Source organism: Microbispora sp. H11081 (assembly GCF_012999535.1).
GTDB lineage: Bacteria > Actinomycetota > Actinomycetes > Streptosporangiales > Streptosporangiaceae > Microbispora.
Window position 1 is genome coordinate 68,359 of the sequence record NZ_JABBWV010000020.1, and the last position, 14,078, is coordinate 82,436.

16 protein-coding genes are annotated in these 14,078 nt (G+C 71.5%); 11 read left to right on the forward strand and 5 right to left on the reverse strand.

What is annotated here, in order from left to right; all coding sequences use genetic code 11:
* Positions 1-324: 324 nt before the first annotated feature.
* The 8 genes from HHX31_RS31560 (at position 325) to HHX31_RS31595 (ending at position 7,897) form a co-directional block, all read left to right on the forward strand.
* The gene (locus HHX31_RS31560; protein WP_169953102.1) at positions 325-738 is read left to right on the forward strand and encodes a Fur family transcriptional regulator; all 414 of its coding nucleotides are present in this window, start codon (positions 325-327) and stop codon (positions 736-738) included.
* 85 nt (positions 739-823) lie between these two features.
* Positions 824-1,660 carry an STAS domain-containing protein gene (locus tag HHX31_RS31565; RefSeq protein ID WP_311932401.1) on the forward strand — a complete coding sequence of 279 codons (837 nt, stop codon included), beginning with the start codon at positions 824-826 and terminating at the stop codon, positions 1,658-1,660.
* Positions 1,660-2,025 (forward strand): STAS domain-containing protein, encoded by a 366-nt coding sequence (locus HHX31_RS31570; protein ID WP_211590595.1) that lies wholly within the window; start codon positions 1,660-1,662, stop codon positions 2,023-2,025. Before HHX31_RS31565 ends, HHX31_RS31570 begins: the two co-directional genes overlap by 1 nt.
* 14 nt (positions 2,026-2,039) lie before the next feature.
* Complete coding sequence (locus HHX31_RS31575) at positions 2,040-2,423, forward strand: anti-sigma regulatory factor (RefSeq protein ID WP_169953180.1); 384 nt, start codon at positions 2,040-2,042, stop codon at positions 2,421-2,423.
* Positions 2,424-2,431: 8 nt separating this feature from the next.
* Positions 2,432-3,427, forward strand: a complete 996-nt coding sequence (locus HHX31_RS31580) for an ATP-binding protein (protein ID WP_169953106.1) — start codon at positions 2,432-2,434, stop codon at positions 3,425-3,427.
* Positions 3,427-5,175 (forward strand): ATP-binding protein, encoded by a 1,749-nt coding sequence (locus HHX31_RS31585; RefSeq protein WP_169953108.1) that lies wholly within the window; start codon positions 3,427-3,429, stop codon positions 5,173-5,175. The genes HHX31_RS31580 and HHX31_RS31585 overlap by 1 nt, the downstream gene beginning before the upstream one ends.
* A complete protein-coding gene (locus HHX31_RS31590) occupies positions 5,172-6,746 on the forward strand; it encodes a fused response regulator/phosphatase (RefSeq protein WP_169953110.1) in 1,575 nt (524 codons plus the stop codon). Before HHX31_RS31585 ends, HHX31_RS31590 begins: the two co-directional genes overlap by 4 nt.
* Before the next feature lie 65 nt (positions 6,747-6,811).
* Entirely contained in the window at positions 6,812-7,897 is a 1,086-nt protein-coding gene (locus HHX31_RS31595) for a folate-binding protein YgfZ (protein ID WP_169953111.1), read from the forward strand.
* A gap of 143 nt (positions 7,898-8,040) precedes the next feature.
* On the opposite strand, the gene dtd is transcribed toward HHX31_RS31595, so the two are convergent.
* Positions 8,041-8,466, reverse strand: a complete 426-nt coding sequence (gene dtd / locus HHX31_RS31605; RefSeq protein WP_169953113.1) for a D-aminoacyl-tRNA deacylase — start codon at positions 8,464-8,466, stop codon at positions 8,041-8,043.
* Between the two features lie 45 nt (positions 8,467-8,511).
* Here dtd and HHX31_RS31610 point away from each other — a divergent pair, with 45 nt between their 5' ends.
* Positions 8,512-9,453 carry an asparaginase gene (locus HHX31_RS31610; RefSeq protein WP_169953115.1) on the forward strand — a complete coding sequence of 314 codons (942 nt, stop codon included), beginning with the start codon at positions 8,512-8,514 and terminating at the stop codon, positions 9,451-9,453.
* A 23-nt stretch (positions 9,454-9,476) separates the two neighbouring features.
* Here HHX31_RS31610 and HHX31_RS31615 read toward each other — a convergent pair whose 3' ends face one another.
* Positions 9,477-11,081, reverse strand: coding sequence for a DUF2207 domain-containing protein (locus HHX31_RS31615; RefSeq protein ID WP_169953117.1), 1,605 nt, complete (start codon positions 11,079-11,081; stop codon positions 9,477-9,479).
* Between the two features lie 110 nt (positions 11,082-11,191).
* Between HHX31_RS31615 and HHX31_RS31620 the strand changes: the two genes are divergently transcribed.
* On the forward strand, positions 11,192-11,608 hold the full coding sequence (locus HHX31_RS31620) for a VOC family protein (protein ID WP_169953119.1): 417 nt from the start codon (positions 11,192-11,194) through the stop codon (positions 11,606-11,608).
* Between the two features lie 91 nt (positions 11,609-11,699).
* Positions 11,700-12,671, forward strand: coding sequence for a magnesium transporter CorA family protein (locus tag HHX31_RS31625; protein WP_169953121.1), 972 nt, complete (start codon positions 11,700-11,702; stop codon positions 12,669-12,671).
* 7 nt (positions 12,672-12,678) lie between these two features.
* On the opposite strand, the gene HHX31_RS31630 is transcribed toward HHX31_RS31625, so the two are convergent.
* From HHX31_RS31630 to HHX31_RS31640, 3 genes are all read right to left on the reverse strand, one after another.
* Positions 12,679-13,020, reverse strand: a complete 342-nt coding sequence (locus HHX31_RS31630) for a DUF2516 family protein (RefSeq protein ID WP_169953123.1) — start codon at positions 13,018-13,020, stop codon at positions 12,679-12,681.
* A gap of 185 nt (positions 13,021-13,205) precedes the next feature.
* On the reverse strand, positions 13,206-13,574 hold the full coding sequence (locus tag HHX31_RS31635; protein ID WP_169953124.1) for a hypothetical protein: 369 nt from the start codon (positions 13,572-13,574) through the stop codon (positions 13,206-13,208).
* A gap of 3 nt (positions 13,575-13,577) precedes the next feature.
* Positions 13,578-14,012 carry a helix-turn-helix domain-containing protein gene (locus HHX31_RS31640; RefSeq protein ID WP_169953126.1) on the reverse strand — a complete coding sequence of 145 codons (435 nt, stop codon included), beginning with the start codon at positions 14,010-14,012 and terminating at the stop codon, positions 13,578-13,580.
* Between the last annotated feature and the right edge of the window lie 66 nt (positions 14,013-14,078).

Below are 14,078 nucleotides of genomic sequence, written 5' to 3' on the forward strand. Positions count from 1 at the left end.
CGCCTCCTGAGAGAGGCGGGCCGGCTGGACCATGGCCGGGACGGGAGCCGTCCGCAGCCGCCGGCTGCCCGGGGTTCCGGTGTCTGTCGAGGATTCGCCGGGACGTCGTCGGACATCCAGACGGAAGGCCCAGATGGACGAGCCCTAGCGGACAGCCACCTCGCTAGCCCAAGAATGATCAACCATTGTTTGGACCACCTCCCTTCTGCGTGCCTTCACGCTATGCGAGCGGTGCGGGGGCGGGCAAACGATTAACGGGGCGATTTTCCGCTCCTCCTGCGACGGCAGGGGAGATGCACCCGGGCACGGCCTAAACTCTGGGACATGGCCGAGACTTGGCACGAGGAGCTGCGGGCGCGCGGCTACCGGATCACCCCCCAGCGTCAGCTCGTGCTGGAAGCGGTCACCGAGCTCGGGCACGCCACGCCCGAGGACATCTGTGCGCGCGTGCAGCGGACGGCGAGGGGCGTGAACATCTCGACCGTCTACCGGACCCTGGAGCTGCTGGAGGAGCTCGGGCTGGTCACGCACACGCATCTGGGGCACGGCGCCCCCACCTATCACCTCGCCTCCGAGGCCGACCACGTCCATCTCGTCTGCCGGGGGTGCGGAGAGGTGAGCGAGGTCGCGCCCGGCATGGTGGACGGCCTGGTCTCCGCCCTCGACGCCGAGCTCGGTTTCGCCACCGACGTTCGCCATCTCACCGTTTTTGGCCAATGCCGTAAATGTCGTATTTGACCGTTTATGGTCCACTTCCAGGCTTTTGTCGTGGAGCCGGTACCGTGACGAGTGGAGCAGTGCACCGATTCGTCAGGAGATGAGGGTGACCGTTCCCGACGAGGCCGCCAAGCGGCGCATAGTGGATCTCTTCCTGTCCGAAGAGGAGCGGCTGCTCCGGCGATGGACCCAACTGTCCGGAGCGTCCCCGGACGAACTCCGAGACCTCTACCAGGCCCTGCGCACCGCGCTCGTTGACGGCGCGGGAGACTTCGCCGACGTGCGGGGGCTGCTCGCCGAGCTCTCCCGCGCCCGCGTCCGGCAGGGACACACGCCCTCCGACACCGCGCGGATGGTGTTCTCGCTCAAGGAGGCGTTGTACGAGGCGGCCGAGGCCGACGGAGGCCCGGAGGCGCTGCGCGGATTCGTGTGGTTCTCCCAGCTCGTCGATGATCTCGGCCTGTACACCTTCGAGACCTACACCGCCGCCCGCGAGAAGATCATCCTGGACCAGGCCGAGCAACTGCTCGAACTGTCGACGCCGGTGGTGAAGCTGTGGGAGGGTATCGTGGCCGTGCCGCTCGTCGGCACGCTCGACTCGGCCCGCACCCAGGTCGTCATGGAGAAGCTGCTCCAGACGCTGGTCGAGACGGGCTCGGAGCACGCGGTCATCGACATCACCGGCGTGCCGGCCGTCGACACCCAGGTCGCCCAGCACCTGCTCAAGACCGTCGTCGCGGCCCGTCTGATGGGCGCGGAGTGCGTGATCTCCGGCATCCGCCCGCAGATCGCGCACACGATCGTCACGCTGGGCATCGAGTTCGGAGACATCGTCACCAAGGCCTCGCTGGCCGACGCGTTGTCGTACGCGCTGCGGCGGAGCGGCGTGGAGATCACGGGCGCCGAGCGGGCGCGGATCGCGGTCAGGGCGGAGCGTCCCTGATGGAACGCGTGCCGATCCTCAAGCTCGGCGACATCCTGATCGTCTCGATCCAGATCGACCTTGACGACCAGAGCGTGCTGGCGCTGCAGGAGGATCTGGCGGACAGGGTGGTCTCCTCCGGAGCGCGAGGAGTGATCATCGACATCACGGCCGTGGAGATCGTCGACTCGTTCATCGGCCGGATGCTGTCCACGATCGCCGCGATGACCCGCATGCTCGACGCCGAGACCGTGGTGGTCGGGATGCGTCCCGCGGTGGCGATCACACTGGTCGAGCTCGGCCTTTCGCTGGGCGGCGTGCGTACGGCGCTCAACCTGGAGAAGGGCGTCGCGGCGCTGGAACACGTCAGGGGCACCGCCGGGTGAACGGGCCGACGGAGATGCCCATCGCCACCAACGGTGACGTCGTACTCGTACGTCAGAAGGTCAGAGGCCTCGCGGCGGAGATAGGGCTCTCCCTGGTCGACCAGACGAAGATCGTGACCGCCGCCAGCGAACTGGCGAGGAACGCCCTCGTGCACGCGGGCGGCGGCAGGGTGCACATCGAGGTCTTGCACGGCGCGCGGCGGCCGGGGCTGCGGCTCGTCTTCAGCGACGAGGGGCCCGGCATCCCCGATCTCGAGCAGGCGCTGACCGAGGGCTGGAGCACCGGCGGGGGCCTGGGGCTCGGGCTGAGCGGATCGCGGCGGCTCGTCGACGAGTTCGACCTCGTCTCCGCTCCCGGCGAGGGCACCCGCGTGACGGTGACGAAGTGGGCCCGGTGATGCGGGCCATGACGCACCGGCACGAGGACGTGTGGGTCCGCACCGACGACCCGAGTGTGATCGGCGCGGTGCGCAGGGCGGCCGTCGCGCTGGCCGGGGCCGCCGGGTTCGACCAGAGCCGCACCGGCCAGCTGGCCGTGGCGGTCACCGAGGCGGTCTCCAACCTGGTCAAGCACGCGGACGAGGGCGCCGTCCTGGTCCGCCCTCATCCGGAGCGGCCTGGCGCGGTCGAACTCGTGGCCGTCGACAGGGGCCCGGGGATCGCCGACCTCGTGAGCGCGCTGAGAGACGGCTACTCCACCTCGGGCACGCTCGGCATCGGCCTCGGGGCGATCGCCCGCATGGCCACGGGCTGGGACGTCCACTCCATGCCCGGCAGGGGGACCGTGCTGGCCCTGCACTTCACCCGGGACGGACTGCCCGGCCCCCCGCTGCGGGTGAGCGGGCTGCGCCGCCCGATCGGCGAGGAGACCGTCTGCGGCGACGCCTTCGCCTTCGCCGACACGGGCGACGCGATCAGCGTGCTCGTGTGCGACGGGCTCGGTCACGGCAGCCCCGCCGCGCACGCCTCCAGGGAGGCCGTACGCATCTTCGCGGAGGACCCGTACGCTCCGCCGGCCGTCGCTCTCGAACGCCTGCACCGGGGGCTGGGCCACACCAGGGGAGGTGCGGTCGCGGTGGTGCGGGTCGGCCGCGAGAAGGTCACGTTCGCCGGGCTGGGCAACGTCTCGGGCTGGATCGCCCACGCGGAAGGGCGCCAGGGGATGATCTCGCTGCCCGGCATCGCCGGGCACGTGGGCAGGCGTCCCCGGCAGTACGAGTACGGGCTGCCGCCGCACGCCACGGTGGTGCTGCACACCGACGGCCTCACGGAACGCTGGGATCCGGTCTCCTACCCGGGGCTGTTCGCCCACTCCCCGGCGGTGGTGGGCGCGACCCTGCTGCGCGACGCGGGCAGCCGCAGGGACGACGCCTGCGTCGTGGCCGTGAAACAGGGGCAGTGATGGACAGCGTCCTCGCCCGCGCGGAGATCGGCAGGGAGCAGGACGTCTTCGCCGTACGGCAACTGGGCCGCCAGATCGCCGAACTCGTGGGACTCGAATCGCAGGACCAGATCCGGGTGGCGACCGCGCTCAGCGAGATCGGCCGTGAGGCGCTGGCGAACGGAGCGCGGAGCGACGTCGTCTTCGAGCTGACCGAGGACCGCCTGGTGATCACGGTGAGCTACCACGACGCCGGCGTGTGGCCGGGGGAGGGCCTGAAGCTGGCCGGCCGCATGGTCGACCTGGCCGCGCTCTCCGTCGAGGACCGGTGCGTCACGCTGGTCAAGCGGGTGCCCGGGGGACACAGGGGCCGGTCGCTCGACGGCATCCGCGCGGAGCTGGCCCGCCGGTCGCCGCCCAGCACGGCGCTGGACGTGCTGCGCGAGCAGAACAGGGAGCTCGCCGCCACCCTGGAGGAGGTGCTGCGGCTCAACGCGGAGCTGACCGAGACCAACCAGGGCGTGCTGGCGTTGTACAACCAGCTGTCGGCCGAGCTGGAGGAGACCAACCGCGGCGTCGTGGCGTTGTACGGCGAGCTGGACGAGAAGTCCGCCCAGCTCCGCCGGGCGGCCGAGGCCAGGCAGCGGTTCTGGGCCAGCGTGAGCCACGAGCTGCGGCTGCCGCTGACCTCGATCATCGGCCTGGTGCGGCTGCTGCTCGGCACGGGCGCGGAACCGCTCAGCGAGGAGCAGGAGCACCAGATCACCCTGATCGGCGGTTCGGCGGAGACCCTGCTGGCGCTGGTGGGCGAGCTGCTCGACCTCGCCAAGGCCGAGTCCGGCCGGCTGGACCCGCAGCCGTCGGCGGTGGACGTGGTCGCCGTGGCCGAGCGACTGCGCATGACGCTCCAGCCCGCGGGGCGGGCCGAGGTCGAGCTGTCGGTCGACGTGTCGGACGAGGTCGGCGAGTTGTTCGTCGACGAGGCCATGCTGACCACGATCCTGCGCAACCTGCTCTCGAACGCGTTGAAGTTCACCGAGTATGGGCAGGTCCGCCTGACGGTCGTCCTGGACTCGGCGAGGGCGGAGGCGGTCTTCACCGTCACCGACACCGGCGTCGGCATCCCGCCCGAGCACCTGGAGCGCGTCTTCGAGGAGTTCTACCAGGTGCCGGGGCCGTTGCAGCTCAGAGCCAAGGGCAGCGGCCTCGGTCTCTCGTACGCCCGCAGGCTCGCGGAGGCGATCGGCGGCACGCTGGAGCTGGACAGCAGGCTGGGCGAGGGGACCACGGCCACGCTGCGGGTGCCGCACCGGATGATCGAGCCCGAGGTGGGCCGGGTGCTCGTGATCGACGACGACGAGGGGTTCCGCGCCGTGGCGCGGCGCATGCTCTTCGGGTTCGCGGCCGCGGTGGACGAGGCCGCCGACGGGGTGGAGGCCCTCGCCGTCATGCGCGAGAGCCCTCCTGACGTGGTCCTGGTCGACCTGTTCATGCCGCGCCTGGACGGCACGGCGCTGCTGCACGAGATGGCCGAGGACGAGAGCCTGCGAGGCATCCCCGCGGTCGTCGTGTCCGTGGCCTCCGACCACCCTGCGCCGATCCACCCTGCGCCGATCCACCCTGCGCCGGCCCACCCTGCGCCGGCCCACCCTGCGCCGGCCTGCCCGGTGCTGCCCAAGCACGGGCTGCGCAGGGATCTGCTGCTCGACGCTGTCCGGGAGGCCGTGCACGACGCGCGGGAGCGCACGCCGGGAGGTGCGGGCTCATGAATGACGACACGGCGACGGTGCTGGTCGTGGACGACATCCCCACAAAGCGGTACATCCTGGCGAGCTGGTTGCGCCGCGCCGGGCACCGGGTGGTCGAGGCAGGCGGCGGCGAGGAGGCGCTGGCCGTCGTCGACGCGCTCAGGCCCGACCTCGTCATCCTCGACGTGCGAATGCCCGATCTGGGCGGCATGGAGGTCTGCGAGAAACTCAAGGCGAATCCGCTGACCGCCTCGATCCCGGTGATCCAGGTCTCCGGCAACGCCATCACCCCGGCCGACCGTGCCGAAGGGCTGGAGCGCGGAGCGGACGCGTACCTGTCGGAGCCCATCCAGCCCGACGAGTTCACCGCGACGGTCCTGGCGACCCTGCGGTACTACCGCGCGCGGCAGCGGGCCGAGCGGATGGCGGCCCGGCTGAGCGAGCTGGCCGAGATCACGCTGGCGATGAACGAGGCGGAGGACTTCGAGCGGCTGCTTACGGTGGCCGCCGAGGGCTGCTCCCGGCTGCTTGAGCGTTACTCGCGGGTGCTGGCGGTCCCACCGGACGGGCGGTTGCGCAGGTTCGCGGCCCGGCCGGGCGAGCCGGCGGCGCCCAGGCCGGTGCACCCCGACACGCTGGAGCGGCTGTGCGCCTTCTCCATCGGCGAGGCCGCCGGCGTGCGCGTGTTCGAGGTGGACAGCGAGGCCTGGGCCCGCGTCGTCCCCGACAGCGACGTGCTCGCACGCGTGTCGGGCGTGCTGTGCCGTACGAAGACGGGCCGCTCGCCGGTGTACGTAGGGGTGGAGACGGGGGCGCGGCTCGACGGCGAGGAGCTGAGCCTGCTGCGGCAGCTCGGCCAGGCGCTGGCGCTGGCGGTCGACGCGGCCCGCGCGTACGCCGAGGAGCACATGATCTCGCTCACGCTGCAGCGGAGCCTGCTGCCCGACGCGATCCCCCGGACTCCCGGCCTGCTGGTCAGCGTCCGCTACCGGCCCTCGGTGGACAACGTGGAGGTGGGCGGCGACTTCTACGAGGTGCTGCCTCTGGGCGACCGCGTGCTTGTCGCACTGGGCGACGTGCAGGGCCATTCGCTGCACGCCGCCACCGTGATGGCGGAGCTCCGCTACGCGCTGCGGGCCTCGGTGATCGACTCCGTCGACCCGGCCCGGTCGATGGCCCTGCTCAACGCGGTCCTGCTGCGCTATCACCCCGGCATGACGGCGACCGTCTGCCTGATGCTGATCGACCCGGCGACGGGGGAGAGCGAGATCGTCAATGCCGGGCACATCCCGCCGCTGCTCGCCGGGACGGGAGCGGCGTACCACAGGTTCGGCGACCTGCTGCTCGGTGTCGTGAACGAGCGGTACCGGGTGGACCGGGTCAGGCTGCCGGAGAACGCGACCGTTCTGCTGTTCACCGACGGGCTGATCGAGGACCGCGACAAACTGCTGGACGAGAGCCTGGAGGTCGCCAGGAAGGAGGCCGAGGACGTCGGCGACGACCTGGACGTCTTCTGCGACCGGCTGATCGCCACCTTCGGCGCCCGCGAGGACGACGTGGCGCTGGTCGCCCTCCGCCGCGTGCCGGTGTGACGGTTGTCCACAGGGGACCCGGCCGTCGCCGCGGGGGACGCGGGGGACCGAATAGCCTTGGACGCATGCGGAGCCCATTGCTTGACACACACGGCGCGGTCGCCGCGCAGGCGCCGGACGAGACGGTCGCGGCCCACTACGGTGATCCCTACGCCGAGCAGCGGGCGCTGGCCGGCGGGCGCGCGCTGGTCGACCGGAGCAACCGCGAGGTCGTGCGGATCAGCGGACCCGACCGGCTGAGCTGGCTCAACAACCTCAGCTCGCAGAAGCTCGACACGCTCCAGCCGGGTGTGCCCACCCAGACGCTGCTGCTCGACCCGCAGGGCCGCGTCGAGCACCATCTCACGCTGATGGACGACGGCGAGGCCGTGTGGGCGCACGTGGAGCCCGGCGCGTCCGCCGAGCTGGTGGCCTTCCTGGAGAAGATGCGGTTCATGCTGCGGGTCGAGGTCGCCGACGTCACCTCGGACTACGCGGTGGTCTCCGTCGCCCCGCCGGATCCGGCAGAGAGCCTCGCGCCGGCAGAGAGCCCTGAGACGCCCGGTGTGACCGTGGAGGGGGCCGTCGCGCTCGGCGGCGACCTGCTCGTGCCGCGCGAGCGGCTGGGCGGCCTGCCGGACGAGCTGGGCCTGCGGCCCGCCGGTCTGTGGGCCTACGAGGCGCTGCGCATCGCCGCGCACGTGCCCCGGCTCGGGTTCGAGACCGACCACAAGACGATCCCCCACGAGGTCGGGTGGATCGGGGCGGCCGTCCATCTGGGCAAGGGCTGCTACCGAGGGCAGGAGACGGTCGCGCGGGTCCACAATCTCGGTCATCCGCCCCGCCGCCTGGTCTTCCTGCATCTCGACGGCAGCGTGGACGAGCTGCCCCCGCACGGCGCACCGGTGACCCTCGGCGTCGGCACGCCGGTCGAGGCCGAGCCGGAGGCCGCGGTAGAGGGCTCCGCCGAGCCCGGCCAGATCGGCTTCGTGGGCTCGTCGGCCCGCCATCACGAGCTGGGCCCGATCGCCCTGGCGGTCGTGAAGCGTACGGTCCCGGTGGACATCGACCTGCTGGCCGGCGGCGTCGCCGCGAGCCAGGAGGTCGTCGTCCCGCCGGACGCCGGGCGGAACGTGAAGATCGACCCTGCCCTCCGCCGGCGCATCCGGTAGCTCCCGTCTACGGGGACGCGACCCGGCGGCGGGCCCACCACCGCCGGGTGCAGAGCGCGGCGAGCACGGCGCCCGCCGCGTTCAGGATCACGTCGTCCACGGAGCTCACCCGGCCGAGCCGCAGGCCGAACTCGGCCCGGCGGTCAGACGTCCAGGACGAGGGTGATCGGGCCGTCGTTGGTGAGGGTGACCTTCATGTCCGCGCCGAAGACGCCGGTCTCCACCCGCGCGCCGAGCGCCCGCAGTTCGGCGACGACGGCGTCCACCATGGGCTCGGCCACCGGGCCGGGGGCGGCGGCCTGCCAGGTGGGCCTGCGGCCCCTGCGGGCGTCGCCGTACAACGTGAACTGGCTGATCACCAGCAGCGGCGCGCCGATGTCGGAGCACGACTTCTCGCCGTGCAGGATCCGCAGCCCCCACAGCTTGGCGGCGAGCCTGGCCGCCTCGGCGCGCCCGTCGGTGTGGGTGACGCCCACGAGCACGAGCAGGCCGGGCTCGTCGATGGCGCCGACGATCTGACCATCCACCACAACGGACGCGGAGCTGACCCGCTGAACGACCGCACGCATGGCCCCGAATTCTGCCACGTCCAGGGCCTCCATAGACTGCCCGCTATGTCGGAGATGGTCGTCGAGGTGGTCCGGTCGGGGTTCGTCGAGTCGGTGCATCGCGCACGCGTGCACGTGATCGGGACGGACGGCGCACCCGTCCTGGTGTGCGGGGACACCTCCAGCCTGGCGTCGCCGCGCTCGGCCGTGAAGCCCCTGCAGGCGCTCGCGATGGTACGCGCGGGCCTGCCGCTGGACGGCGAACTGCTCGCGCTCGCCGCCGCGAGCCACAGCGGCGAGCCGTTCCACATCGACGGCGTACGGAAGATCCTCGCGGGCGTGGGCCTGGACGAGACGTTCCTGTGCTGCCCGGAGGACCTGCCGCTCGACGAGCAGGAGCGCCGCCGGATCCTGCGGGAGCACGGCGACGCCGGCAGGATCCTCATGAACTGCTCGGGCAAGCACGCGGCGATGCTCGCCACCTGCGAGGTCAACGGCTGGCCGCTCGACGACTACCGCCATCCCGGCCATCCGCTGCAGCGGGCCATCCGCGCGACGGTGGAGGAGCTCACCGGGGAGCGGGTCGCGGCGACCGGCGTCGACGGCTGCGGCGCGCCGCTGTTCTTCGTCTCGCTCGCGGGGGTGGCGCGGGCCTTCCGCGCTCTCACGCTTGCCCCGGCCGGCACCCCGGAGCGGCGCGTCGCCGACGCGATGCGCGCGCACCCGGAGTGGACGAGCGGCACGACCCGGGCCGAGAACCTGCTGATGCGGGCCGTCCCCGGGCTGCTGGTGAAGTCGGGCGCGGAGGCGTTCGACGCCTTCGCCGACGCGGAGGGCCGCGCCGGCGCCGTGAAGATCGTGGACGGCGGCGGCAGGGCCAGGGTGCCGGTCACCGTCGCCGCGCTGCGTGCCGCCGGGATCGACGCCCCTGAGCTGGCCGGGCTCGCGACCGCCCCGCTGTTCGGCGGCGGGGCGCCGGTCGGCGAGGTGCGGGTCCGCCCGGCCTGACGGCTACCCGGGGACCGACCCGCCTACAGGGAGCGGAACTGGCGGGAGGTCGAGATCGCCCCTGAGGTGCTCATGACGAACGTGCGCATCGAGTCCGCGAACCTGGACAGGTCCCACTCGGCCGGGCCCTGGTACCAGTACAGGTGGTCGGTCTGCCGTCCGTCGCCGTTGAACGAGCTGACCACCCGCGCCCAGCGGTCCACGTTGTCGAAGATCACCGCGTACGGCAGGTAGCGGGAGAAGAGTTCGACGCGCTGGCCCGGGGGGACGTCGTCGACGTTCGCCCTGGCGAGGTACTCCCGGAAGCCGAGCGTGTGCGCCAGGGCCGCGGCGCCCTTCGCCGTCTTGGCCGGCATGTACTGGGCGCCGGAGGCCAGGGCGGCCCCCGCGATGATCAGGGCGAGTCCCAGCAGGCCGTACGTCGTGAACCAGGCGAGCAGCACGGTGGCGACCACTCCGAGCGCGACTACGGTCAGGCCGATGGTCGTCCAGCGGGACCGGGTGGAGTCGGGCCGCCGCGCGAACCAGCCCTGCGCCACGACGTCCTGGTACAACGCGTCGCGCACCGACGCCAGGCGGGCGGCGAACGACCCGTGCAGTTCGGACAGCAGCACCCGGTCGCGGCCGTCGAAGATGGCGTCGTAGAGGGCGCGCTCGTAGGGCAGCAACTCGCCGATCGGGGCGCCGGGCAGCTTGACCAGGCACCAGTCGGGGGTGTCGTAGGTGTGCCGCGGCCGCTCGTCGATCCGCAGGAAGTTGCGGACGGCGAGGTCCACGATGGTCGCGGTCACGTCCACCACGTCGGCCTGCTCGTCGAACAGCGTGCCGATCTGCCCGGGGCGCACGCCGTCCGGCGGGCTGAAGTGCCCGTCGCGGAGACCGCTGAGCGGGGCGGACTCGCTGCCGACCACACGGGCGTCGCGGCCGCGCGTCCAGTACAGCAGCCCCACGCCGCCGAGCAGCAGCACCAGCAGGGCCGCCAGAGAGCCGCCGGTCACCGCGTTCAGCGTGAAGGCGGTGGACAGTTCGAACCTGCGCTCCAGGATCGGGCCGGCTCCCGTCGCGCCCTTGGGGTAGCCGACGAGGACCGTCAGGGTCTCGCCCTCCGCGAGGTTCTGCTGCTCGAAGGTGGCGCTGGCGCCGGTCTCCTCGATCGTGGCGCCGGTGCAGCCGATGGCGGAGCTGAGGTCACCGGCGAAGCACGACAGGTTCTGCACCCGGCCGGGCCCCGTCACGGTGACGACGGCCTCCCCCACGGGACCGGACACCGCGAACCAGCGCAGTTCCTCGCCCGACGCCGTGGGCGTCACGGCACCGGTCACGTCGTACTCGACGGTGCCCTTGAACGTCAGGGTCTCCCCGTCGTACGAGCCGCCCTTGACGTTCGAGATGCGGTAGACGCGGTCGTGGCCGTCGTCGTGGCGGGTCCGGACGGGAGGCGTGCGCCGCACCGTCTCGCTCGCGGGAGTGATCGTCTCCTTCACGTGGAGCACCCCGTTCTCGCGGAGCTCCATCGTCACCTCGGTCCTGGCAGGTGCGGAGGCTCCCGATGTCACGGCGTGCGCGGGGGAGGCGGCGAGGACGGCGAGCAGTGCCGCGAGTCCGAGCCGGCGCGCGAGATCCACCATGAGCCACAACCCTAGCGGTCCCCTTGATCCCAGGGTGATCGCATTTGGACCTCCGGACCGGTCAGGAATCGAGAAGCGCGGCGGCCACCGCCGTCCGTAGCGTCGTACGCATGGAACTCACCCTTCACTACTGCTATGTCACGATCGACGACGGCGACGCCGCGCTCGCCTTCTACCGGGACGTGCTCGGCCTCGAACTGCGCAACGACGTCGCGTACGGGGCGGCGCGCTGGCTGACCATGGGGCCGCCGTCCCAGCCCGACGTCAACATCGTCCTGGAGACCCTCGACGCCGACCCCTCCGCCTCTCCCGAGGACCGTGAGGCGATGAGCCGGCTGCTCGCGAAGGGCATGCTGCGCGCCGTCGTCTTCGCCACCCCGGACTGCGACGCCGCCTTCGAGAAGATCAGCGCGTCCGGCGCCGAGGTCCTGCAGGAGCCGGTCGACCAGCCGTACGGCGTCCGCGACTGCGCCTTCCGCGACCCGGCGGGCAACATGATCCGCTTCCAGCAGGCCGCGAAGGGCTGACGCCGCCGTGCGGGACAGGGGCGCCCTTCCGGCGGAAGGCAGGGAGCGCGCCCCTTCGGCGGGGCCCGCCCGGTCGGTAGGGTAACCGTCCATGGGACACACCCGGCTGTACCGGCACGGGAACCTGGAGGCCGAGGGCTTCCCGGTGGGCGACGTCTCCGAGCTCGTCAAGGACCCGACGGCCGTGGTGTGGTTCGACATGTGCGCTCCGACGGAGGAGGAGCTGCAGGCCATCAGCGAGGAGCTGGGCCTGCACGCCCTCGCCGTGGAGGACGCGCTGCAGCACCGGCAGCGGCCCAAGCTCGACGTCTACGACAGCCACATGTTCCTGAGCGTCTACGCGTCGGCCTTCGACGCCGAGTCCGGCCGGGTGCGGATCGCCCCCGCGGCCGCCTTCGTCACCAGGAACGCGCTGGTCACCGTACGGCAGACGGACGACTTCTCCGTCGAGCAGGTGCTACGGCGCTGGGACGAGGGGACGGACCTGGCCAGGCACGGCGTCGCGTTCCTGCTGCACGGCCTGCTCGACTACGTGGTGGACAGCCACTTCGAGACCGTCGAGGCCATGGACGAGCAGGTGGAGGTCCTGGAGGAGACGGTGTTCGGCGACCGGCCGGTCGGCCCGGAGGACCAGCGGCGCACGTTCGAGCTGCGCAAGAGCCTGGTCACGCTGCGGCGCATCGTGATGCCCATGCGGGAGGCCGTGAACTCCCTCATGCGGCGCAACGGCCTGATCGGCGACGGCGAGATGGCGCCGTACTTCCAGGACGTGTACGACCAGGTGCTGCGGGCCACGGAGTGGACGGAGTCGCTGCGCGACCTGGTCAGCAACATCCGCGAGACGCACCTGACCATGCAGAGCAACCGGATGAACCTCATCATGAAGCGGGTGACGAGCTGGGCCGCGATCATCGCGGTGCCGACCCTGATCACCGGCTTCTACGGCCAGAACATCCCGTTTCCCGGCTTCGGGCATCTGTGGGGGTTCCTGTCGTCCACCGTGTTGATCGTTGTCGCCTCGGCGACGCTCTACCGGGTGTTCCGGGCCCGCGACTGGCTCTGAGCCCGGGTCACCAGGGACCGTACGGCCCCTGGTTGCCGCCGCTGCGGTAGCCGTTGACCGCGGGCTTCACGTCGGCGAGGTAGATGCCGGCCGCGATGACGGCGGCGATCGTGAAGATGTTGGGCAGTCCCATCCCCATGCCCATGTAGTTGACCGCGCCGGCGAAGGTGAACAGCGTCGCGAGGCCGAGGATGATCAGCCAGAGCGGCTTGGTCTGCTTGCCCGCCGCCGGGAAGGCGCGCGCGGGGATCCGCAGGGCGTGCACCAGCGCCCAGCCGGACAGGATGAAGGCCCCGATGGAAAGCAGCCAGAAGACGATATCGAGGATGCCGTACACGGGCCCGGGCATGGACTCTCCCACATGGTCACGGTCGCTGACGCCCCCAGACTAATGGGCCGCGCCGACACGTGGGCCGGTGCGCGAGGCCGGGCTCCGGGGGAACGTCCAGCCCGTACGGAAAGCGGGCGGTGACGGCGGCGGCTCGCCTCCCCTACGGGAAGGCGAGCCGCGGTGTCACTCGTGTGGCCTGAGGATCAGCTCTGGGCCCCGGTGGTGGCGCGGGTGCGGCCGGACGAGGTCCGCTTGGCGGTGCTCTCGGCGGCGATCGCCGGCTCGGCGGTCTCCGAGACCTCCGTCAGCTCCAGTGCGGCCTCGCCGCTCACGCGGCTGACGACCTTGCGGCCACGCGTGGCCAGGTCGTCGTACAGCCGGGTGATGCGGGCGGCGGCGGCGTCCGCGTACCCCTTGGCCTTCTCCGGCAGGTCCTTGGCGACGGCCTCGGCCCTGTCCTGGACGGTGCCGGCGTAGGCGCGGGCCTTCTCCACGGCGTAGTCGCCGGCGCCGGTGAGCGCGTAGAACGGCTTGGACTCCGTGATCTTCTTGGCCTGGGTCGTGATGGTCATGGGCTATCCTTCCCTCGAATTCGGTGCGATGCCGTCGCGCGGGAGAACCGGGTCGTCCCCCAAATGCTCAGCCGATTGCGGCGGCTGGGCGGTGTCGGCCTGGTTCTCCTTGCGGAACGATTCATAGATGTCGATCAGCACCTGGCGTTGCCGTCCGGTGAGTGTGACGTCCGCCCGGACCGCGGCCAGCACGTCACTGTGCGGCTCGCGGTCCTCGATGAGGCCGGCCTGGACGTAGAGCGCCTGGGCGGAGATCTGCAGACCCTTCGCGATCTGGTTCAGGATCTCCGCGCTCGGCTTGCGCAGGCCCCGTTCAACCTGGCTCAGGTAGGGATTGGACACCCCGGCCTGCGCGGCGAGCTGACGAAGCGAGATCTTCGCCTGCTGACGCTGCTGGCGGATGTACTCACCGAGCGAGGCGACCTTGGGCAGTTCCATGCCCCCAGTCTGCCTCGCACTGCTTGCAATTGCAAACTCAGTGGCTAACGCCAGCTAGCACCCAAG

Excerpts from the sequence above, each read along its gene's own strand:
- HHX31_RS31560 (WP_169953102.1), top strand. The coding sequence starts at position 325 with ATGGCCGAGACTTGGCACGAGGAGCTGCGGGCGCGCGGCTACCGGATC.
- HHX31_RS31570 (WP_211590595.1), top strand. The coding sequence starts at position 1,660 with ATGGAACGCGTGCCGATCCTCAAGCTCGGCGACATCCTGATCGTCTCG.
- HHX31_RS31575 (WP_169953180.1), top strand. The coding sequence starts at position 2,040 with ATGCCCATCGCCACCAACGGTGACGTCGTACTCGTACGTCAGAAGGTC.
- HHX31_RS31580 (WP_169953106.1), top strand. The coding sequence starts at position 2,432 with ATGACGCACCGGCACGAGGACGTGTGGGTCCGCACCGACGACCCGAGT.
- HHX31_RS31585 (WP_169953108.1), top strand. The coding sequence starts at position 3,427 with ATGGACAGCGTCCTCGCCCGCGCGGAGATCGGCAGGGAGCAGGACGTC.
- HHX31_RS31590 (WP_169953110.1), top strand. The coding sequence starts at position 5,172 with ATGAATGACGACACGGCGACGGTGCTGGTCGTGGACGACATCCCCACA.
- HHX31_RS31595 (WP_169953111.1), top strand. The coding sequence starts at position 6,812 with ATGCGGAGCCCATTGCTTGACACACACGGCGCGGTCGCCGCGCAGGCG.
- dtd (WP_169953113.1), bottom strand. The coding sequence starts at position 8,466 with ATGCGTGCGGTCGTTCAGCGGGTCAGCTCCGCGTCCGTTGTGGTGGAT.
- HHX31_RS31610 (WP_169953115.1), top strand. The coding sequence starts at position 8,512 with ATGTCGGAGATGGTCGTCGAGGTGGTCCGGTCGGGGTTCGTCGAGTCG.
- HHX31_RS31615 (WP_169953117.1), bottom strand. The coding sequence starts at position 11,081 with ATGGTGGATCTCGCGCGCCGGCTCGGACTCGCGGCACTGCTCGCCGTC.
- HHX31_RS31620 (WP_169953119.1), top strand. The coding sequence starts at position 11,192 with ATGGAACTCACCCTTCACTACTGCTATGTCACGATCGACGACGGCGAC.
- HHX31_RS31625 (WP_169953121.1), top strand. The coding sequence starts at position 11,700 with ATGGGACACACCCGGCTGTACCGGCACGGGAACCTGGAGGCCGAGGGC.
- HHX31_RS31630 (WP_169953123.1), bottom strand. The coding sequence starts at position 13,020 with ATGCCCGGGCCCGTGTACGGCATCCTCGATATCGTCTTCTGGCTGCTT.
- HHX31_RS31635 (WP_169953124.1), bottom strand. The coding sequence starts at position 13,574 with ATGACCATCACGACCCAGGCCAAGAAGATCACGGAGTCCAAGCCGTTC.
- HHX31_RS31640 (WP_169953126.1), bottom strand. The coding sequence starts at position 14,012 with ATGGAACTGCCCAAGGTCGCCTCGCTCGGTGAGTACATCCGCCAGCAG.